Raw genomic sequence first — 20539 nt, 5'->3', positions numbered from 1 at the left:
ATCGGTTAGGAGGTATTTAGGAGATCAACTCTCGTAGTGAGGGTGTATCCAGGCCGTAGTGAGTGTGTAGCCAGAGTGGGCATGCGGGGCACGAGAAAGACCCCGGACCTCCCTGACCTGGAAGTTCCGGGGCCTTAGCCCTGATCACAGGTGTGCCCCCGGCAGGATTCGAACCTGCGACACCCGCTTTAGGAGTCTTTTCTGATCAAGGCGGTGACCTGCGGAAACGTCGGTCGCAGAGCGTCTGGCTCGGGAAAACACCCCTCCGTGGTTCTCGCCTGTTCACGGGGTTTCCCGTCCTGATGTGTGCTGAATCCGTTCCGTGCCGCCCGTCGACCTGCGTGCGAGCGCGAGGAGAGATACAAGTGAGAAAGGAGCCGACGCGACGGATACGACGTTTCGCCGCCCTGCGGTCTCTGTTGAGTCTCCCCCGGACCCGAGAGTCCGGGGGCAGGATGGGCGATGAATGGACATGGAGAATGCCGGCCCCCTCGGAAACGGACTCCATCACTTTCCGGATCAGGTCACCTCGGCCACGGCAGTCGTCGACGCGCGGGGGATCGTGACAGGGTGGAGTTCCGACGCACAGCGGGTGCTCGGGTACCGGTACGAGGACGTCGTAGGGCTTCCCGCGGCGCGTCTGCTCGGCGGGAAAGCCGATGTCATGGCGGATTTCTCCGCGGTTGTCGAGGGACGAGGCGGGCCGACCCGGTTGAGGCACCAGGGCGGCCACCACGTGGAAGCCGATTTGCGGGCGTACGCGTCACTCGACCGCGAGGGCAACGCGCAGTGGCTCATCGTGGCCACGTCGCCACAGCGGCCGAGTCGGTATCGGGAGCCACGTCCGCACAAGGACGAGGCGATGACAGAGCAAGCCTTCGCTCAGTCCCACCTGCCTGTGATGATCTACGACGCCGAGTTGCGGGCCTTGCGCGGGAGTGTCGGCGCGACCCGCGAACTGGGCCTCACGCAGGAGCAGATACGCGGTCGGCGCGTCACCGACATCCTGCCTCCCCACATCTGTACCACGGTCGAAGAGGGCATGCGCAGGGTGTTCGAGACGGGAGAACCGGAGCGGTTCCAGGTGCATGGCCGGCCGCGGCGCGGAGCGCGCGAGAGGTACTGGGCCGTATCCGCTTCCCCCGTGAGGACCCCGGCAGGACAGGTGCGACATGTGCAGCTCATCGCGCTCGACGTCACCGAACAGCACCGGGCCCGGGAGCGGCTCGTCCTGCTGAACGACGTCAGCGAACAGGTGGGCAGCACCCTCGACGTGACGCGCACGGCCCAGGAGATGGCCGATGTGGCGGTGGGGCGGCTCGCCGACTTCATCAGCATCGACCTGCTGGACGAGCTGTTCCGCGGCGTCGAGCCCAGTCCGTCCGTCACGGGCTCCGTCGCGCTGCGCCGCGCCGCGCAGCGGTCCGTCCTCCCCGGCATCCCTGAGGCGCTGATCCAGCCGGGCGAGGTGGACTACTACCCGGAGTCCTCACCCCCCGCCCGCTGCCTGGCCACGGGGCGGGCGTCGCTGCACCGCACCCTGGACGAGGCCATCGAGAGCTGGCAGGTCGCCGACCCCGAGCGCGCGAGGAAGGTCCGCGACTTCGGGATGCATTCGATCATGGTCATCCCGCTGCGCGCCCGCGGCATCACGCTCGGCGTCGCCGTACTCGTCCGCCACCGCCGCCGGGACTCCTTCGACGAGGACGATCTGCTCCTCGCCGAGGAGATTGCCGCACGCGCTGCCGTGGCCGTGGACAACGCCCGACGGTTCACCCGCGAGCGGACCACCGCGCTGGCCCTGCAACGAAGCCTGCTGCCCCAGCGGCTCGACGCCCAGGAAGCCGTGGAGGTGGCCTACCGCTACCTCCCGGCCCGGTCCCGGGCAGGGCTGGGCGGCGACTGGTTCGATGTGATCCCGCTGTCGGGCGCCCGGGTCGCCCTGGTCGTCGGAGACGTGGTGGGCCATGGCCTGCGCGCGTCCGCCACCATGGGGCGGCTGCGGACCGCGGTACGCACGCTGGCGGACGTCGACCTGCCCCCCGAGGAGCTCCTCGTCCATCTCGACGACCTGGTCACCCACCTCAGGGTGGAGGAGGACGCGGAAACGGATCCCGAGCTCGAGACCGTCACCGATCTCATCGCCACATGTCTGTATCTGGTCTACGACCCGGTCTCGCGCCGCTGCGCCGCCGTCGGTGCAGGCCACCCCCCGCCCGCCGTGATCACTCCCGACGGCAAGGCCGAGTTCATCGATCTTCCCGTCGGCCCTCCGCTGGGAGTGGGCGGGCTGCCTTTCGAAGCGGTCGAATGGGAGGTGCCCCAGGGCAGCCTCCTCGCGCTGTACACAGACGGCCTCGTCCAGGTCCCCGAACACGACCTCGGCAGGGGCATGGCGCTGCTGCGTCGGCGCCTGGAGCGGCCCGCTCACTCGCTGGAGGAAACCTGCGACGACGTGGTCCGCAGCCTGCTCCCCGCACAACCGTCGGACGATGTCGCACTGCTCATCGCCCGCACCCGAGCCCTCGACGCGGGCCAGGTGGCCACCTGGGAGCTGCCTTCCGACCCGGCCGCCGTGGCCGACGCCCGTGACAAGGTCTCCCGTCGCCTCGCCGACTGGGGACTGCACGAGGTGGTCTTCACCGCCGAGCTGGTGGTGAGCGAACTGGTCACCAACGCGATCCGCTACGGCACCCCTCCCGTTCAGCTGCGCCTGATCCGCGACACCGCGCTCATCTGCGAGGTCTCCGACGGCAGCAGCACCGCCCCGCACATGCGGCGAGCGCGCATGTTCGACGAGGGCGGGCGCGGTCTGCTGCTCGTCGCTCAGTTCGCCGAGCGTTGGGGCACACGCCACCGGGCTGGAGGGAAATCGATCTGGGCCGAGATCGGCCTTCAGGACGAGCGGTCATGACGGTGCCCGACCGCCTGCGGCCGCCGTCCATCCCTCCGCGCCACCCAGCCCGGAACGGTCATGGCAGTCGGGCCAGACACCTGCTCTTGCCGCGCACCGCGTGCACGCGCCACCCGCGCGAACGCCGCGCCCGAGCCCGACGAGGCCCAAGGTCCTGGCGCGAAGCCTGTGGTGCCCTGCACTCCGGAGAAACGTCGGGGCCGGGGCGACCCGTGCCCTCACGCAAACGGCCCCGGACGAGGAGTCCGAGGCCGAATAGAACGCCTCCCCGGGGGAGAAGCCCCAGGTCAGTGGCGTAACGCGTCGTGCCCCCGGCAGGATTCGAACCTGCGACACCCGCTTTAGGAGTGGGGTCGGACCCTTGCCGGGGGGTGCCTGATGGTGCTATGTGGTGTGGTTCTGCCTGGTCAGCGCATTTCGGCATGAGGGGAAGGACCGGCGTGTGACGGCTCGTCTCACGCCGTCCGCTCACGCATCGCTCACGCGTGTGGGGCGTTCTCACCTGCGGCGGAGCAGGCACGGCGGTCCGTAGCCAGGCGTGTAGGGCTCGCGTTCGACCGGCCGGCGGCGCCGGAAACGCTGGTCCTGCGTATCCCGTCATCTGCTTGATGATGTGCATCGTTTCTGCTCTCGGGCTCTGTCGACACGTGGCTGCCGGACCCATCGCAGGGGGAGGGGCATCGTCCGCGACTCGTGTGACCGGCGCGGGCGATGCCCCTCTCCTTGCCGCCCGGTCAGTTGCGGCGGAGCCTCATGGGCTGGGCGGTGCCCGCCGCCTGGGCGTTCCCGGCGGAGGCGTCCGGGTGGGGGTGTGGTGCCACTCCTGCGGTCCGCGCTGCGCCGGTCCTGGTCTGCTGCTTGGGGCGGCGCAGCAGGACGACCGCGCACACCGCGGCTATCAGGGCCAGAGTGGCGGCCACGATGAGGCACAGCCGCAGGCCGTCGAGGAGGGAGTCGCCCAAGGCGCCGTAGACCTGGTTGGCCGTGGAGCCGAGGTTCATCCCGGCGACCGCGCCCAGGCCGCCCTCCTTGGCGGTGGACACGATGGTGTGGGCCTGGCTGCCGGTCACACCGGCGTCGGCGAGGTGGCCGGGCAGGGTGCGCACGGCTCGGGTGGACAGCAGGGCTCCGAGGACGGCCGGGCCGAGCGCGCCGCCGACCTGGCGGAAGGCGTTGTTGGCGGCCGAGGCCATGCCCGCCAGATGGTGCGGCACGGCGGCGACGGCGGTGGCCGTCATCGGGGTGGTGACGAGGCCGATGCCGATGCCCAGCGTGATCAGCCGCCAGGCGATGGAGCCGTAGGAGGTGTCGGTGTCGAGGTTGGTCATGGCCAGCAGGGAGCCGGCGATCAGGAGCAGACCGACGCTGATCATCCAGCGCGTCGGGACGCGGTGCATGAGCCGTCCAGCCGGGGCTCCGGCCACGATCGCGGCGACCGGGACCAGCAGCAGCCGCGCGCCCGCCTCCAGCGTGCCGAGCTGCTGCACCATGCCGAAGTACAGGCTGAGGACGAAGAAGAAGCCGATCAGGCCGAGGAACGTGATCAGGGCGACCAGGGCGGTTGCGGTGAAGGCCGCGCTGCGGAACACCGCCAGGTCCAGCATCGGGCTGGCGCTGCGCTTCTCCACCACGACGAACGCAATCAGCGCGACGACGCCCAGCGCCAGGGCGGCGACCACCTTGGTGGCGGTGAAGGAGTCGGCGCCGCCCTCGATCACGCCGTAGACCAGGGCGGTGACGGCGACTGCCGCGGTGATCTGGCCGGGCCAGTCGAGCTTGCGTCCGTGCGGGGCACGCGAGTCGGTCAGCAGCGGGGCGGCGACGGCCATCGCGACCAGCGCGAGGGGGACGGACAGCAGGTAGATCCAGCGCCAGGCGAAGTGGTCGAGGATGACGCCGGCGATGACCGGGCCGACGGCCAGCGCCGCGAGCATGGCCATGGCCCACATGCCGATGAACTTCCCGCGCTCGCGGAAGTCGGGCACCGCGTGGCTGATCAGCGCCAGCGTGGTGGGCAGCAGCGCGGCCGAGCCCAGACCGGCCAGGGCCTGCCCGGCCCACAGGGTCTGGATGTTGTGCGCGCACAGGGCGACCGCCGCCCCGGCGGCACAGCAGAACAGGCCCGCCTGGAAGACCTTCTTGCGGCCGTGGACGTCACCGAAGACGCCCGCGGTGAGGATGAAGGCGGCCATGGGCAGGACGAACGCGTCCTGGACCCAGGACAGTTGGGCGGTCGAGGTGTGCAGTGCCCGCTGGATGGCGGGCAGGCTGACGGCGACCGTGGTGATCGGCAGGTAGGCGACGAACACACCGAGGCAGGCCATGACGATGGTGGCCGCCCGCCGGTCGGTCGGCCTGATCGCCGTTGTGGTGGCGTTCACGGAAATTCCGCTTTCTCCCGTGCGGCGTGGTGTGCCGCGGTCGGTTGGGTGGGGCAGAGGTTGGTGCACGGGGGCTGCCGTGCCGGGGGCGGGCAGCCCTGACCTGCGGGATGTTGCCGGTGGCGTCCCGCAGGCGTCGGTGGGTGGGGTTCTCCGCGGCTTACGCGGCCGGTTCGGACTCGGCCCGGTACGCGGCCAGGTGGGCGTGGAGCTCGGCGCGCGAACGGACGCGTTTGAAGGGGGCCTTGGCGACGGTGGCCCGGATGAGCTTGACCGGGTCGCCGGGATTACCCCAGGCGACCTCGACCTGCGTGCCGATCTCGGCGTCGGCGACGTTCAGCACGGCCAGGGAGAGCATCTTGCGGAAGTAGTAGCTGTAGCCGCGCGAGGTGGCCGTGCCGGCAAGGACGCCGTCGCGCTCCACTCGGTCCATCCAAAGGTGGCCGCGCAGGTCGCGGGGCATGTCCATGAAGGTATGGTGCGGGCCGTCGCCGTACAGCGAGCGGTGTACGTCGAGGACGTCGTCGCTGTTCCACACCAGGGTGCGCAGCACCCGCGCGGGCTCGGCCAGCCGCTCCTTGAGGACGGCATCGCCGAGGAAGGTGTGGTCGAAGCTGATCTGCCTGGTCCAGCCGAGCTCGACCGGATCGCGGTAGTAGTCGTGCAGCGACTCGCCCTGGAAGCTGCCGGCGATGAACGCCCGCGGGATGTGCCAGGGCGAGCTGAGCAGGTGGGCCAGGAAGTCGGCCTGCTCGGGCTCGTACAAGGCGGGCAGGTAATCCAGGTTCCGGGTGGGAACCGCGTTCTCCAGGTGGTTGATGGGCGCGGCCCGGTTGCCCAGGCGGCGGATGCCGTACTTCTGCCCGGCCTGAACGACCGCGTCGTACACGGCGCCGCCGATGTCGCGCGGGCCCTGCAACTCGAACCCGACCTCGCCGGCCATGCCCTGCCGCAGCGCCCAGACGCGGTGCCCGGCGAGGGTGGTGGGCACCGCATGCATGTACGGGGTGTCCAGCAGCCGCTCGTCGCCGGTGAGTTCCAGCAGCAGCGGGATCGAGGCGGGGCCGGAGACCTGGTACACGAACCAGTCCTCGTCCTCGGCGGTGGCCTTGAAGTCGCCGTGCTCAAGGTTGTACCGGGCCCAGTCGCCGCCCGGCCCATGGAAGACGTAGTCCTCCTCGTCCAGCCGGGTCAGGATGCCCTCGCTCATGACATGGCCGTGCGTGTTGGTATGCACGACGTGCTTGGAGGTGCCCAGCGGGAACTTCCGGAAGGAGTTGACAGAGATGCCCGAGAACAGCTCGGGCACGCCGGGACCGCGGAAGCGGGTCTGCGGCAGGAACGACCAGTCACCGATGTAACAGGTCTGCTTCCACGACAGGCTCTCGTCGAGCCAGTCGGTGTGCTCCGGCTGCCCGAAGAGCTTGGCGAGGATGTCGAACGGGGGTGTCGAGCGGAAGGCGTCGACGGTGAAGTGCACGGGGACGGATGCCTCTCTGGGGATCAGGCGCAGCTCGTGTGTCGTGGTGCGGTCGGCTCGTCGGCACAGCGCCGCTTCATGGCCCGGAGCGCCCGGGGGATGTGAGGAGGGCGCTCCGGGCCGGTCAGGGAGCGGCAGCGACACCCCGCCGGACAGCCGACCCGCAGACGCCCGCAAGCACCGCCGCCGGCACCGGAGCCACGTCACCGACAACCCGCTGGATGCGGGAGGCACCGGTGCGCGACGCCGCCTGGTGGGGTCGCCCCACACCCGCCGTGGTCAGGTGCATCAGTAAGACGAACGTGCCGAGGCAGGCCACCGCCGGTACCAACCGCGTGCTCATGGGAGTCACGTCCTTTCCCTGAGGACACGCCCCAGCATCCGCCTCACCGCCTCCGACCATGAACTTTGCAGCCCGAGACGAACAAAAACCTCTACACCGATCCCACTGGATGGCAGACTCTCTCCGTGAACGACGATGTGGACAGGAAAATCCTCCACGCACTCCAATGCGCGCCCCGCGCCCCGTTCCGGCGCATCGGCGAGGTGACGGGCGTGTCGGAGCAGACCGCCGCCCGCCGCTACCATGCGCTGCGCCGCAGCGGGGTGATGCGGGTGATCGGCCTGGTCAACCCTGCGGTGTACGGGCAGGCCCATTGGGTGGCCCGCGTCCGTTCCCGCCCCGACCGGGTCGGGCCCCTGGCGGACTCCCTGGCCAAGCGGCCGGACATCGCCTACGCCAACCTCGCCTCCGGCGGCTCGGAGATCATCTGCATGATCCGCTCCCCCGTCGAGGCTCAGCGCGACGACGTCCTGCTGCGCCAGCTGCCCCGCTCGGCTTCCGTCCTCGACGTCAGCATCGACCTGCTCCTGCACCCCTTCGGCGAGACCGGCACCAGTGAATGGACCGGCTACGGCGCCGGCCTCACCCCCGACCAGGTACGGCAGCTCACCGGTGACCGGCCACCCACCCCCGCGGGGCCGCCGCGGCCCCCTACGGACGAGGACACCCCGCTGCTGGACGCCCTCGCCGAGGACGGCCGCACCACCCACACCCGCCTCGCCGAGCTCACCGGCTGGTCCAACGCGCGCGTCGCCCGTCGCCTGGAGGCCCTGGAGACTTCCGGCACGCTCTTCTACGACGTGGAACTGCTGCCCGAGCGCCTGGGCCACGCCCTCAACGCCACCCTCTGGCTGCGCGTCGCCCCCGCCCGCCTCAAACAGGCCGGCGAGGAACTCGCCCGGCACGCCGAGGTCGCCTTCGCCGGCGCCATCAGCGGCCGGCACAACCTGATGGTCAGCGTCATCTGCCGCGACGCCGAGGACTTCTACCGCTACCTCACCACCCACGTCGCTGCCATCGACGGCATCGACGCCTACGAGGTCAGCATCCGCGTCCGCCGCCTGAAACAGGCCGCCTCACTCATCTTCCACGGCCGCCTCGTACATCCGACGCCCGGGTAGGAGCCGACACAGCGGGTGGGTCGCACTCCCGCTGTGCGGCGTGTGGCAGGCCGGCTCGTCCTGCGGGCCGCGCATGGACAGCCCGGGCCTGCGCGAGGATGACTGCCTGTACGCACTGTTCCACCTGATCGCGTTCCGCGGACTGCGACGGGGCGAGGCGTGCGGGCAGAAGTGGACCGACACCAACCTGGACGCAGGTCTCAACACCGTCGCCAAGCAACTCGTCGTGGACGGCTGGGAGGTCTACGAGGACGACCCCAAGACCGACACCGGCGCGCGCACCATCGCGCTGGACTCCGACACGGTCCGGGCCCTGCGACGGCACCGCGCCCAGCAGGACAAGGACCGTAGTGAGTGGGAGAGCGCCTGGGTGGAGACCGGCCGGGTCTTCACCCAGGAGAACGGCGAGCTGCTCCAACTCGCCAACGTCACACGGCGGTTCATCGAGCTGTACGAGGAGATCGACCTCCCACCGGTCCGGCTCCAGAGACGGATCTGGCGATCGCTGAGGCCGCTGCTCGGCTCGTCCGCCGCCCGCCCGCGCCACCTCCGAGAGCGGCGCCCCGGAAGCGGAGCCAGAGCCCGACGACAGGTAGAGGCCCGGCCCGGAGGCCGTGTCGGATGGTCCTGAGCCGTTGGGCGATATTCGGGAGATCAACTCTCCGTCCGCTCACGCGAACGGCCCCGGACGAGGAGTCCGAGGCCGAAGTGCCCCGGCAGGATTCGAACCTGCGACACCCGCTTTAGGAGTGGGATCGAATCCCTGACGGGAGGTGCTCGTGTATGCCGCGTGGTGCTGTTCTGCCTGATCAGCGCCGCGCGGCAGGACCCGCTTTCCGGCTCAGAACGGCTCCTGTTACCGCGTCCGCTCACGCGCCGCTCACGCATTCGGCGGCCGTGGCGGGTCCGTCCAGGTCAGTTGGCGGGTCCTCGGGTTTCGTTCACCTGTCAGGGCGATTCTGAGATGCGTCGGCGCTCGCAGGCTGGTCGGCTTGTACTGGTGCGGGAGGTCCGCACCGTGTGCGTGCCGGATGGCCTGGGGGCCGTGGCTGCTCGACTGCTGGGAGGTGCCCGCACGCTACCCGCCGCCTGGTCGCCGTCCCACCCTGCTGACCACTCGACATCCCGGAAGATCCATGGAGGGGCGTCATGTCTCGGCTTGAGGTGAGTACGAGGACGGGCGGCCGGATTGTGCTCAAGGAATCGGCTGCTCAGGGGTTGGCGGAGAGCCTGCGTGGAGAACTGCTCTGCCCCGGCGATGACACATACGACGAGACCCGCAGAGTCTGGAACGGCATGATCGACCACCGGCCTGCGCTGATTGCCCGCTGCGCCGGGACCACCGACGTCGCAGCGGCCGTGGCCTTTGCCCGGGAACACGATCTGCTTGTTTCCGTGCGCGGAGGCGGCCACAACATCGCGGGCAAAGCGGTGTGCGTCGGTGGCCTGATGATCGATCTGTCACGGATGCGCAGCGTTGCAGTCGATTCTGTCAACCGGACGGCCCGGGTCGAAGGCGGTGCGACGCTCGGAGAACTGGACAGTGCCACACAACTGTCGGGCCTGGCCACGACGGCGGGCGTCGTCACCCATACGGGCGTCGCTGGGCTGACACTCGGTGGCGGCGTGGGCCGGCTCGCCCGGAAATATGGTCTCGCTTGCGACAACCTGCTGTCCGCCGACGTCGTCACCGCCGGTGGTCACGTGCTGAGAACCAGCGCCGCGGAGAACTCCGACCTCTTCTGGGGCGTGCGGGGCGCCGGCGCGAATTTCGGTGTCGCGACCTCGCTTGAGTTTCAGCTCCACCCCGTGGGTCCAGAAGTGCTCGGAGGCGTCGTCGTCCACCCCTTGGAGCGGGCGAAGGCGGCACTCAAGTTCTGTTACGAGTACTCGCGTTCGGCCCCGGACGAGCTGACCGCTGACGCTTTCTTCCTGACCTCACCCGACGGCGACCCGGTGCTTGCCATCTCCGTCTTTTACGCCGGATCGATGGAGCAGGGCGAGCGGGTGCTGGAGCCGCTCCGACGGTCCGGCCCACCCCTTGCCGACCAGGTCGGGCCCGTTGCCTACACGGAACTGCAAGCCGCTGGCGACGCCTTCTTCCCTATCGGCCTCCACTACTACTGGAAGTCCCACTTCCTCGAGGAGATCGCCGACGACGCGATCGATGCCACCGTGGACCACTTCGCCGGCGCTCCCTCTCCCCGGTCCCTCATCGTCTTTCAGCAGTACGGCGGCGCCGTCAGCCGCGTCTCGCCATCCGAAACGGCCTTCCGCCACCGGAACGCGCAATACGACAACTTCGCCGCGTCGGTATGGACGGATCCCCGGGAAATGGAAGTGCACAAGCAATGGGCACGGCAGTGGTGGGACATGATGAGCCGCTTCTCAGTCGGAGCCGAGTATGTGAACAACTTGGGGGAGGAAGGCGAGGACCGAGTACGGGCTGCCTACGGCGACAACTATGAACGGCTGGTGGCCCTCAAGAACGAGCACGACCCCGCCAACTTCTTCCGGCTGAACGCGAACATCTCACCCAGTGGGTGAAAGGCACATGTTGCTCGGGCGGGTCATGCTTCCTCCGGGTCCTGTGGGCCGGGGTTATGAGACGTGGTGGTGTCCGCCCAGGCTCGCAGACGGGGCCTGGGCGGAGTCGAGGAAGCGGCACCCTTGGTGACAAAGGTCAGCGCGGGTTCCGGGTGGACAGCCAGAGGCAGACGCCGGGCGGTACGGCACCAGCCAGACCCGCGAGCAGCGCGACCATCGCTATCGGTTCATCGAGGGTGGGGGGCGCTCCGCTGACCACACCAGAGGTGGTGGTCGGGACGGTGATGACGCAGCCCTCCTCGGTCATGGAGATGCCCCCACCTGGAACACCGAGCCCATAGCCGTCGTCCATACACCGCTTTGTCGCGACGGCATCAGCGCCCAGCCACAGCAGCGCGGCGAGTGCGGCGCATACAAATGCGCCCGTAAGGCCAAGTAGCCGAAGGCGGCGAGCACGCCCGGGAGTGTGCAGGTCAGGTGCGGTCATACGGCCATCATCCTCGTCTCCGGCTTGTCAGCGGTTGGCAGGTCAGTCCCTGGCCCGTTCCTGGTCTCGGTCTTTGATCCGGGGGTATGCCACGTCTTCTTCTGGAGAGCCGGCGCTCAATCCGCCGAGCTGGTCCAGATCCTGGACTTTCGTGGGCGCTGCGGGGCGAGGAGGGTGGATATGTGGGGGGCCGGACGGAGCGGGCGGAGGACGATGACGATGCGAGAGATCCAGGGCTTCGCGGGGCAGCTCATCACTCCTCGCGATACGGAGTACGACGGGGCGCGGGCACTGTGGAACGGTGCGATCGACCGGCGGCCGGCAGCGATCGCCCGCTGTGGCGACGCGGCCGACGTCCAGGCGGTGGTCCGGTGCGCCCGCGAGCGCGGTTTGCCACTGTCGGTGCGCGGCGGCGGGCATGGCGTCGGCGGCACCGCGGTGTGCGACGGCGGGCTCGTCGCCGACCTGAGCGGGATGCGCACCGTCCGCGTCGATCCACGCACCCGGTCGGCGACCGCGGCGGGCGGGGTGCTGTGGGGCGAGCTGGACCAGGCCACGCACCGGTTCGGCCTGGCGACCACGGGCGGGATCGTCACCCACACCGGCATCGCCGGCCTGACGCTGGGCGGCGGGATCGGCTGGCTGATGCGCGCCCACGGGCTGACCGCGGACAACCTGCTCCACGCCGAGCTGGTGACCGCCGACGGAGGACGGCTCACCACCGATGACCACCCTCGGCTGCTGTGGGCCCTGCGCGGCGGTGGTGGCAACTTCGGCGTGGTGACCTCTTTCCGGTACCGGCTGCACCCGGTCACCGAGGTACTCGGCGGGCCGGTGCTGTGGCCCCTGGAAGACGCCCCCGGCCTGCTGCGCCACTACCGGGACTGGATCGCAGAGGCGCCCGACGAGCTGACCACGATCGTCGCTCTGCGCAAGGCCCCGCCGCTGCCCGCCCTGCCGGAGACGCTGCACGGCCGTCTGGTGTGTGCGATCAACTCCTGTTGGTGCGGCCCGCCGGAGGCCGGAACCGCCGTGCTGGCACCGCTGCGCTCGTACGGGCGTCCGCTGGCCGACCTGACCGGGTTGCGGCCCTATCCCGAGCACCAGGCGCTGCTGGACCCGACGGTGCCGCACGGCTGGCACTACTACTGGAAGTCCAGCGAGGTGGCGGTACTGGACGACGACCTGATCGACGTGCTGGTCGAGCACACCGCCCGGATCGCCTCACCTCGCTCGTACACGCTCGTCTTCCAGCTCGGCGGCGCGATCGCCCGGGTGCCCGAGGACGGCACAGCCTACCCGCACCGCAACGCGGGCCACGCCATCAACATCGACGGCGCGTGGCTGCCCCAGGAGCCGGTGACCGACCGGGAGACAGCGTGGGTGCGCGACTTCTTCCACGCGGTCGCGCCCCACCAGGTCGGCGTGTACGTGAACTTCCTCGGAAACGAGGGCCAGGAGCGCGTCCTTGCGGCCTACGGTGAGGCGACGTACCGAGAGCTGGCGCGGATCAAACGGATCTACGATCCCGAGAACGTGTTCCGGCACAACCAGAACATCGACCCGGCCCTCGCCCCACTGGCGACAGCGCGGGACGGCTCGTAGAGCCGCGCCGACAACCATGCGTCGAACGGGCCGACTGGTCCGTGCGCGAGCGCAGCATCCACCCCTTCGACACGTGGCAGAACATTCCGGTGCCCCCGAGGCCGGGCGAGACATTCCGGGCAAGGACTCGAACGGCCTGCCGATCCTGCCGGACGAGTGCATGCCCGCGCCCTGCCCGGTGGGCAGCCGGCACAGCCGTATGCGGGACGTCCACTTCTGGCTGGGCAGTGGCGGCGTACCGACGCTGTCGATCCTGAAGCCCGGCCGGCCGATCCGCGGCTGGGATCCGCAAATCGGCAGTGGCTTCTTCTACTTCTTCTACTCGCGTTCTACCCGCGGCTGTCCGAGGCGACGTCGCGGGGCACGGGCGCTTCCGCCGCGTAGTACCCCGCTCGCTGGTTGCGGCGTGTGGACGTAGCGTCGTGTATAGGCGGTCTTCGAGCGTGAATCGAGGAACCTGAGATGACTGTTTTGGTGCACAACCAGGGTGCGGACTGGAACAAAGAGCTTTACCAGGCAACCTTCGACCGTGTGATTCCGGACCGTACGAATCCGCCCGCCGGGCTCATCGCCCACTTCGCCTCGGCCCGCGAAGCGGGTGGCTGGCAGGTCATCGATGTCTGGGAGTCGGAAGACGCGTTCCGGCGCTTCCTGGAGGAGTCGATCATCCCCGCGGCGAAGGACCTCGGGGCACCGCCGTTCGACACGTCGATCGTCGAACTTCACAACTCTCTGATCCCGTAGCGGCTAGCCAGCCTGGGCGGCAGGTGGTCGAGGGCGGAGTGCGGGCGCTCGGTGTTGTACCAGCCGGCCCCTCTGCAAGATGGCGCGTTCGACCTGGCCAGCGTCGCTCCAGGGCCTGTGACACTCGATCAGTTCGGCCTTGAAGGTGCCGTTGAGGGCCTCGGTCATGGCGTTGAACGCAATCCTCACAGTCGTGGCTGTCGGTGACGGAGCCGACCGAGGCAGCAGCGCCGACCTCCAGCAGGTGCTTGCCGCAGCGGAGATCGGCCTCCCGCAGATCCGGCTTCACGACCTGCGCCACGGTGCCGCAACTGGCGCCCCACGCGGCCGGGGTTGACCTGAAGGACATCCAGGAGATGCTCGGCCACTCCTCGATCACCTTCATGGCGGACACGTGTACACAAGCCTGCTCGACTCTTCCGCCTCGTTGGGTTCGGGCGCCGCTGCGCAGGTGGTGTTCTCGGAGGTGGCGCGAGCGCGTGGTACGAGCCGGGCTGCGGCCTCAGCGATGGCGAGGTCGGCCTCAGGGAGATGCTGATCCGTTGGGAGAAATCTCGGAGCCTGGCGGACCGTCCGCTCCGGCACCGCTCACGCAAACGGCCCCGGACGAGGAGCCCGAGGCCGAATAGGAGCTCTCCCTGGGGAAGAAACCCCAGGTCAGAGCGGTATCGCGTTGTGCCCCCGGCAGGATTCGAACCTGCGACACCCGCCAGCGGGATGAGGGCTTGGCTGTCGTGCGTGTTCGCGCCGGAGATGGCGACGGACAGGGGCAGACCGGTCCGCTCGGTGATCAAGTGGATCTTTGAGCCGTACTTGCCTCGGTCCACAGGATTCGGGCCTGTCAGGTCCCCCTTTTCAGGGCTCGCATGTTCACGGAGTCGATTGCGCAGCGGGACCAGTCGAGCTCACCACGGGAGCCGAGCTCGTCGAGGACCAGGCGGTGGAGCTTCGCCCACACCCTGGCCCTCGACCACTCCGTGAAGCGCCGGTGAGCCGTGGCTCCCGACGGCCCGAACGAGACGGACGGCAACTGCTGCCAGGTGCAGCCTGACGTGGCTACGAACACGATCGCAGCCAGCACCGCCCGGTCACCATGCCGACGGCGGCCTCCGCCCTGCGGTCGGGTCGGCGCCTCCGGCACCACCCGCTGGAACAACTCCCACAGCTCGTCCGGCACCAGCCGCTCAATGATCCCCACCGCAGCAACCTAGCGAGCATGCCAAATGAGATGGCCTGTTAGGAGTTCGATCCGAGTTCGCTCCGGCTGCTGCCGTTGGCTGGTGCGACGGCCGGACGGAGCCGCGGGTGTGTGCCCCTGTCCGGCGTCGTTGATGTCAGCCGTGGATGTCAGAAGCCTTCTGATCCGTAGCCCTACAGAGGTCGGTCAATTGCGGGCATGCAGGACGCTATGAGGTCTTCAACGACCACTACCCGACGCGGACCGTTGCTGTGGTTGCTGTACTGATGCCTGAACCTGGTCGCTGCAAGCCGCCTGGACCGCTACGCGCCGGGAGCTCGGTACTGGACTTGCCCGGCTTTACGCAGGGCATCCATGGTCTCGTCGACGGTCAGGAGCACGGTCGTCTCGAACGAGCTGAGTGCGCCGCCTCCGCTGATCGCCACGGCGACCGCGGCCATGGAGACATTGTCGGGGGCCTCCCAGAGGTTGTAGCCGTCGCGGGTACCGAACGCGTACCAGAAGCCGTGGAGCTTGCCGCCGACGGACTCGATGTACGACTGAGCGGCCTTTGCACGGTCCTCGGGGTGGCCGATGAGTCTCGCCCAGGTCTCCGGCGCGTAGCTGAACCTCGATAGATAGAGCGGCATCATGTCTCCCTTTCGTCCCATCAAGGGATGCCACCGATGGGTGGGGTGCGCCCCCGAGACCGCCCGCGTATCCCCCGAACGGCCGGGATGGTGACCGCGTGGCATCTGCCGGTGAGCGACCCAGCTCGCCCCGGAACAACGGCATCGAAGCCCTCAGCTTGGGAAGCTGCGGCACTCAGGGGTGGATGCCTTGGCTGACCTGCGCAGACGGCTACCCACGCGTCTGCAAGTGCTACCCGGCAAGGCCACTGAAACCGAAGCCTGGCTGGCCGAAACCCTCGAACCCGCCCCAGGAACGGAAGGGGAACCCACCCGTGGCTGACCGCTACCTCACCGTGGCGCAGGTGGCCGAACTCCTTGGCACCACAGAACGCTTCCCGCGCCGCCAACACGGTGCAGCCGATCGGCCAGCGGCACAGCGCTCTGCCGAGGGCTGCCTGATGGCCAACAAGAGAGGAAAGCGCCGGAACTTCCGTTCGGTGCGGAAGCTTCCGTCAGGGCGTTGGCAGGTGCGCTACCGCGATCCGGAGACTGGGCAACTGCGTCCAGCCGAGCAGACCTACGCGTCCAAGACTGATGCCCAAGTTGCTCTGACACACATCGAGTCGGACATCACGCGAGGGCAGTGGTCGGACCCGGACGCCGGTGCGGTGAACCTTGGGGACTACGCCGCCGCGTGGCTGCGGGACCGGAAGCTCGCGGACCGTACCCGCAAGCGGAACGAGTCGGTGATGCGACTGCACGTCCTGCCCACCTTTGGGGCCGGGAGCGTGGCTGATGTGACGACGGCTCGGGTGCGCAGCTGGCGCGGCAAGCTCTTGGCGGCCGGCATCGGTGAGCCGACGGTGGTCAAGGCATACCAATTGCTGCGTGCCCTGATGAACACGGCCGTGGATGACGAGCTGATCCGGCGCAACCCGTGCCGCATCAAGGGCGCGGACCGCTACGACGTGCCCGAGCGGCCGGTCCTCGGGGTGACGGAGGTCTTCGCCATCGCCGATTCCATCGCGCCCCGCTACCGGTTGCTCGTGCTCCTGGCGGCTTTCACCACTCTGAGGTTCGGGGAGCTGGCGGCCCTGCGACGGCGGGATATCGACCTGGAAGGGCTGACCGTCACCGTGCGCCGTGCTCAGGCCGAGTTGCAGGACGGCCGGCTCTTCGACAAGGCTCCGAAGTCCGCGGCCGGGGTGCGTGCCATCTCCTTCCCGGCCGAGCTGCTCGACGACGTCAGGCGCCACCTGGAGCAGTTCTCCGCTCCCGGACGTGACGGTCACGTCTTCGTCGGGTCGCAGGGCGGGCAATTGCGGCGAAGCAACTTCAGGGACGACTGGGTCAAGGCCCGGAAGGCTGCGGGCGTCACGGCGGATCTGCACTTTCACGACCTTCGCCACACGGGCAACACGCTCGCCTCCACGGCGGGCGCCAGCACCCGTGAGCTGATGACGCGCATGGGGCACAGCAGCTCGCGGGCTGCGCTGATCTATCAGCACATGACCAGCGACAGGGACCGGGCCATCGCCGACCGGCTCGGGGCCATGATCCGCGAGGGCGGGGGAGGGGGCCTCCGGTTAGGAGATGTGGCATCCGCGTGGCATTAGTGGCACGCGTGTGGCACGGCCTCGAACACGACGAAGGGCCAGCCTGGGAGGAAACCCTCCTGAGCTGGCCCTTTTGCTGTGCCCCCGGCAGGATTCGAACCTGCGACACCCGCTTTAGGAATTTTCCCGGGGCGGCCTCGTGACCTGCAGAAACGTGGCCCACTGGGTGTCTGGGCTGGGAAAACCCCCTCCGTAGTTCTCACTTGTTCGCGGGGTTTCCCGGCCTCATGTGTGCTGAATCCGTTCCGCGGGGCGCCTTCCCGCCGACGCGCGGCGACCGTGGTCACCGCGCCGCCTAGTGCGGTCTTGCGGTTTTTCCGGGGGTTCGGGGTCAGCCTGCGCTGCAGGAGACGGTTGGTCAGGTCCGCTTGCCGTTGCCGTTGCCGTTCGGCTTGACGGTCAGTTCTGGCGCTGGGGTGGTGGCGCTGATGTCCCAGGTCGTGATGACCGTCGCCGGGGACGGTACGTTCATCGTGCCGCTCCCGCCGCCGATGTTGCTGTCGGAGCCACGGCGCGGCCGGTTTGCGGGGAGATCATGCCGGCGCACAGGCTGCGGTTTGCCAGCCCCTGCGCGATGCGGGGGATGGCTGCGCGGGAGTTGGCGGCCCAGTCGTGCATGAGGATGACCTGGCCGCTGGTGAGCCGGCCGGCCGCTGCCACGATCGCGTCGGTGCTCGCGCCGTTCCAGTCCTGCGAGTCGACGTTCCAGATGATCTCGGTTAGGCCGTACCTGGTCGCGACGGCCTTCACCGTCGAGTTGGTCTCGCCGTACGGCGGCCGGAACAGCTTCGGCGTACCGCCGCCCGCGGCCGCGATGGCCTGCTGGGTCCGGGAGATCTCCGAGTCGATCGTCGCCTGGCTCTGCTGGGTCAGATGCGGGTGGGTGTAGCTGTGGTTGCCGACCCACATGCCGGCATTGACCTGCGCCTTGACCTGGGCCGGGTAGGCGGCGGCGTACTGGCCCTGGTTGAACATGGTGGCCCGCAGCCCGTTCTGGGTGAGCGCGTTGAGCAGGGCCGGGGTGTTGCCGGACGGGCCGTCGTCGAAGGTGAGCCCGACGTACCCGTTGCAGGCGGCCTGCGCCGGGGCGGCGGTGTCGACGGTGAGGGTGCCGGCGGCAGCGAGCGCGGCGACGACGATTAGCGAGAGACGTGGTGTGGCTTTCATGAGGAGCGGTCCTCCAGCCTGGGGGATTCGGGAGTCGGCGCCTGGGACTGGGACAGCCGGCGCCGATGTTCCGGATGGAGAGGGGGCAAGGAGCCAGGGGGAGAGGATCCCCACGGACGGCACGTTCGTCGTCACGGTCGCCGCGCGACGGCTGCTCCGCAGCCGCCCCCTCTCCGAACTGGCCTAGCTCACCGTGATGTTGGAGTTCCCGCTGCTCTGGTATCCCTCGGTGGCGAGGATCATGTAATAGCTGAAGCTCCCCAGGCGCATTCCGGCGCGGGCCCAGGCGTCGAAGTGGTTGCCGGTGGTGATGGTGCCGCCGGTCCGCTTCGACTGCCGGACGCTCCAGTACTGGTTGAACGTGCGAATTCCTTCGACGGACGGGGCGTTGTAGCGCGTGGTCTGGTAGATGTCGTACGTGCCGCCGTCGCTGGTGACAGCTCCTTTGTACGTTCCCGTGGGCCGGTAGGTGCCCCAGTTGTCGACGATGTAGTACTCGACGAGCGGGTTGGACGTCCACCCGTAGAGAGTCAGGTAGCCGTTGCCGGACGGGTTGAAGCTGCCGGAGTAAGTCACGGTCCGGCGTGAGCCGTTGCTCCAGCCCTTGCCGGCGACGAAGTTCCCGGTGTTTCTCCACGAGGTGCTGTAGTTGCCGCCGGAGTTCAGGGTCATGGAGACCGTGCCCTGGCTGTCCGTCCAGAACGAGTAGTAGTACCCGTTGTTGGTTCCGGTCTGGTTCGTGGTGATGACCGTGGCCGCCTCGGCGGTGCCGGGCAGGGCCAACGTGGCTCCGGTGGCCAGCAGCAGGGTGCAGACGCTGCGGCGCGTCGGGTGTGCGGGTCCGTCGTTCATGAGCGTGCTTCCTCCTCGTCCTCGTAAGGCTGACGGGGGCTGGGCAACTTGTGTCGACGGGTGGTTCGTGCCAGCCCGCGTCGACAGTGGTTGAGCTCTGTCAACGGCCACAGTTTTGATATGACCCTGCCAACTGTCAATAGTTTCGACATTGATCTCGAAACATTCGATCAGCTGGCAACGTTTTCGGAGGGTGTTCAGCCTGGTCATAGCTGTTATCGATGGAGTGAACCGATATGTTCGTCGCCGCCCGCGATTGTGAGATCCAATTTCCAAGTTCGGCTATTCGAATGTTTCGAAGAGGATTTCCTGCCACGCGCGAGAGGTGTGCATGGCCAGGAAGCAGCGTGCCCCGGTATGCGTAAACGGCCCCGGACGAGGAGTCCGAGGCCGAGTGGAACGCCTCCCTGGGGGAGGAATCCCCAGTCAGGGACTTAACGCATGGTGCCCCCGGCAGGATTCGAACCTGCGACACCCGCTTCAGGAGTGGGATCGCTTCCTTGCCGGGTGGTGCCTGGTACTGCCGCACGATGCTGTTTCCCCTGGTCAGAAACGCGCGGCGAGCCATTTGATCCGGCTCATGCCGCCCTGTATCGGACCGCCCGCTCACGCATCGCTCACGCGCTGCCGGCTGCTGAGCAGCGCGTGGGTCAGATCTGGCCGAGGTCGAGCTCCACCGGGAAGGGGGCCGCTACCTTGAGGACGCCGGTGAACACGTCTCCGTTCCGGTAGGTCCTTGTCGCGGGGTCGAGAACGTAGGTGTAGACGAGAGGAACGCCTGTCGCGGCCTGCTCGATGCGCCAGTAGAAGGCGATGCCTGCCTTGGCGTACTGGTCGACCTTCACGATCCGGTCGGTGGTCTCCGAGCCTGGCGACACCACCTCCGCGACCAGCAGCACGTGCTCGGGGCGGGTTGGGGTGATGTCGATGGTGTCTGCCTGGTACACGACGACGTCGGGGCGGCGATTGGTGAGAGGGACGTCCTGAAGCCGGACGTCGAAGCCGGTGTCGGCGTTCCACTCCGGGCCCGCGGCGGCATCCAGGGCGTTCGCCAGAATCCGGGCCAGACGGTTGAGCCGCTTGGACGCACTGGGGCTCACGACGACCATCCCGTCCACGATCTCGATGCCGGCGCACTGTTCCTCGGACCAGGAGTCGTACTCCTGCGCCGTGATCTGCTCATGCATCCACGCCGGGGCCATCATCTCGGCCGTCATGAAGCACTTCCCGGACACTGTGCTGCGGGCCCGATCCCGATGGGTTCAGCGCACTGTCTGCCCCCTCCAGCACGCCGATGTCGCTCGCACCCCCTCCCTGTCGGCCGGCATCCGCCGCCAAAACTGTTGGGCACTCCGCCGGGCCTACTTGGTGAAGCCCTTGCGCGGAACTTTGTGATCGTGGATCGCGGTTCGCCTCATGCCCGGCCGGCCAGCGTCGTCACCCCAGGTCGCGGAGCCCTCACCTGCGCCGTGG

Annotated in this window: 16 protein-coding genes and 1 pseudogene; 8 read left to right on the top strand and 9 right to left on the bottom strand. The window is 68.6% G+C overall.

Features of this window, described 5'->3' with window-relative positions; all coding sequences use genetic code 11:
- Positions 1-466: 466 nt before the first annotated feature.
- Complete coding sequence (locus PBV52_RS20040; RefSeq protein WP_274239901.1) at positions 467-2914, top strand: SpoIIE family protein phosphatase; 2448 nt, start codon at positions 467-469, stop codon at positions 2912-2914.
- A gap of 734 nt (positions 2915-3648) precedes the next feature.
- Here the strand turns inward: PBV52_RS20040 and PBV52_RS20035 are convergent.
- The 3 genes from PBV52_RS20035 to PBV52_RS20025 form a co-directional block, all read right to left on the bottom strand.
- On the bottom strand, positions 3649-5295 hold the full coding sequence (locus PBV52_RS20035) for an MFS transporter (protein WP_373921887.1): 1647 nt from the start codon (positions 5293-5295) through the stop codon (positions 3649-3651).
- A gap of 160 nt (positions 5296-5455) precedes the next feature.
- Positions 5456-6775: a hypothetical protein gene (locus PBV52_RS20030; protein ID WP_274239900.1), complete on the bottom strand. Its 1320-nt coding sequence runs from the start codon at positions 6773-6775 to the stop codon at positions 5456-5458.
- Positions 6776-6899: 124 nt separating this feature from the next.
- Entirely contained in the window at positions 6900-7118 is a 219-nt protein-coding gene (locus PBV52_RS20025; RefSeq protein ID WP_274239899.1) for a hypothetical protein, read from the bottom strand.
- A gap of 125 nt (positions 7119-7243) precedes the next feature.
- On the opposite strand from PBV52_RS20025, the gene PBV52_RS20020 reads away from it, so the two are divergent.
- From PBV52_RS20020 to PBV52_RS20010, 3 genes are all read left to right on the top strand, one after another.
- Positions 7244-8239: an Lrp/AsnC family transcriptional regulator gene (locus tag PBV52_RS20020; RefSeq protein WP_274239898.1), complete on the top strand. Its 996-nt coding sequence runs from the start codon at positions 7244-7246 to the stop codon at positions 8237-8239.
- Between the two features lie 73 nt (positions 8240-8312).
- Positions 8313-8870: a hypothetical protein gene (locus PBV52_RS20015; RefSeq protein ID WP_274239897.1), complete on the top strand. Its 558-nt coding sequence runs from the start codon at positions 8313-8315 to the stop codon at positions 8868-8870.
- Positions 8871-9388: 518 nt separating this feature from the next.
- Positions 9389-10786, top strand: a complete 1398-nt coding sequence (locus tag PBV52_RS20010) for an FAD-binding oxidoreductase (RefSeq protein ID WP_274239896.1) — start codon at positions 9389-9391, stop codon at positions 10784-10786.
- Positions 10787-10922: 136 nt separating this feature from the next.
- Here PBV52_RS20010 and PBV52_RS20005 read toward each other — a convergent pair whose 3' ends face one another.
- Positions 10923-11138 (bottom strand): hypothetical protein, encoded by a 216-nt coding sequence (locus PBV52_RS20005; RefSeq protein ID WP_274239895.1) that lies wholly within the window; start codon positions 11136-11138, stop codon positions 10923-10925.
- Positions 11139-11492: 354 nt separating this feature from the next.
- Between PBV52_RS20005 and PBV52_RS20000 the strand changes: the two genes are divergently transcribed.
- From PBV52_RS20000 to PBV52_RS19990, 3 genes are all read left to right on the top strand, one after another.
- Entirely contained in the window at positions 11493-12878 is a 1386-nt protein-coding gene (locus PBV52_RS20000) for an FAD-binding oxidoreductase (protein WP_274239894.1), read from the top strand.
- 73 nt (positions 12879-12951) lie between these two features.
- Complete coding sequence (locus PBV52_RS19995) at positions 12952-13296, top strand: hypothetical protein (protein ID WP_274239893.1); 345 nt, start codon at positions 12952-12954, stop codon at positions 13294-13296.
- A gap of 44 nt (positions 13297-13340) precedes the next feature.
- Positions 13341-13622 (top strand): hypothetical protein, encoded by a 282-nt coding sequence (locus PBV52_RS19990; RefSeq protein WP_274239891.1) that lies wholly within the window; start codon positions 13341-13343, stop codon positions 13620-13622.
- 185 nt (positions 13623-13807) lie between these two features.
- Here PBV52_RS19990 and PBV52_RS19985 read toward each other — a convergent pair.
- Positions 13808-14820: pseudogene (locus PBV52_RS19985) on the bottom strand (IS5 family transposase).
- Between the two features lie 302 nt (positions 14821-15122).
- A complete protein-coding gene (locus PBV52_RS19980) occupies positions 15123-15449 on the bottom strand; it encodes a GYD domain-containing protein (RefSeq protein ID WP_306801492.1) in 327 nt (108 codons plus the stop codon).
- Positions 15450-15889: 440 nt separating this feature from the next.
- On the opposite strand from PBV52_RS19980, the gene PBV52_RS19975 reads away from it, so the two are divergent.
- Entirely contained in the window at positions 15890-17047 is a 1158-nt protein-coding gene (locus PBV52_RS19975; protein WP_274249460.1) for a site-specific integrase, read from the top strand.
- A gap of 468 nt (positions 17048-17515) precedes the next feature.
- On the opposite strand, the gene PBV52_RS19970 is transcribed toward PBV52_RS19975, so the two are convergent.
- The 3 genes from PBV52_RS19970 to PBV52_RS19960 form a co-directional block, all read right to left on the bottom strand.
- Positions 17516-18214: a polysaccharide deacetylase family protein gene (locus tag PBV52_RS19970; protein ID WP_274239889.1), complete on the bottom strand. Its 699-nt coding sequence runs from the start codon at positions 18212-18214 to the stop codon at positions 17516-17518.
- Between the two features lie 183 nt (positions 18215-18397).
- Complete coding sequence (locus PBV52_RS19965; protein ID WP_274239888.1) at positions 18398-19066, bottom strand: glycoside hydrolase family 11 protein; 669 nt, start codon at positions 19064-19066, stop codon at positions 18398-18400.
- A gap of 650 nt (positions 19067-19716) precedes the next feature.
- On the bottom strand, positions 19717-20283 hold the full coding sequence (locus tag PBV52_RS19960; protein ID WP_274239886.1) for a Uma2 family endonuclease: 567 nt from the start codon (positions 20281-20283) through the stop codon (positions 19717-19719).
- Positions 20284-20539 lie beyond the last annotated feature (256 nt).

The sequence above is a fragment of the Streptomyces sp. T12 genome (genome assembly GCF_028736035.1).
Classification (GTDB): domain Bacteria; phylum Actinomycetota; class Actinomycetes; order Streptomycetales; family Streptomycetaceae; genus Streptomyces.
This window is presented reverse-complemented; position numbering and strand designations above follow the sequence as displayed.

Bases quoted from the DNA above. Each gene is read 5' to 3' on its own strand.
- PBV52_RS20040 (WP_274239901.1), top strand. From the start codon at position 467: ATGGACATGGAGAATGCCGGCCCCCTCGGAAACGGACTCCATCACTTT.
- PBV52_RS20025 (WP_274239899.1), bottom strand. From the start codon at position 7,118: ATGAGCACGCGGTTGGTACCGGCGGTGGCCTGCCTCGGCACGTTCGTC.
- PBV52_RS20015 (WP_274239897.1), top strand. From the start codon at position 8,313: ATGGACAGCCCGGGCCTGCGCGAGGATGACTGCCTGTACGCACTGTTC.
- PBV52_RS20010 (WP_274239896.1), top strand. From the start codon at position 9,389: ATGTCTCGGCTTGAGGTGAGTACGAGGACGGGCGGCCGGATTGTGCTC.
- PBV52_RS20005 (WP_274239895.1), bottom strand. From the start codon at position 11,138: ATGGACGACGGCTATGGGCTCGGTGTTCCAGGTGGGGGCATCTCCATG.
- PBV52_RS20000 (WP_274239894.1), top strand. From the start codon at position 11,493: ATGCGAGAGATCCAGGGCTTCGCGGGGCAGCTCATCACTCCTCGCGAT.
- PBV52_RS19990 (WP_274239891.1), top strand. From the start codon at position 13,341: ATGACTGTTTTGGTGCACAACCAGGGTGCGGACTGGAACAAAGAGCTT.
- PBV52_RS19980 (WP_306801492.1), bottom strand. From the start codon at position 15,449: ATGCCGCTCTATCTATCGAGGTTCAGCTACGCGCCGGAGACCTGGGCG.
- PBV52_RS19975 (WP_274249460.1), top strand. From the start codon at position 15,890: ATGGCCAACAAGAGAGGAAAGCGCCGGAACTTCCGTTCGGTGCGGAAG.
- PBV52_RS19970 (WP_274239889.1), bottom strand. From the start codon at position 18,214: ATGAAAGCCACACCACGTCTCTCGCTAATCGTCGTCGCCGCGCTCGCT.
- PBV52_RS19965 (WP_274239888.1), bottom strand. From the start codon at position 19,066: ATGAACGACGGACCCGCACACCCGACGCGCCGCAGCGTCTGCACCCTG.
- PBV52_RS19960 (WP_274239886.1), bottom strand. From the start codon at position 20,283: ATGACGGCCGAGATGATGGCCCCGGCGTGGATGCATGAGCAGATCACG.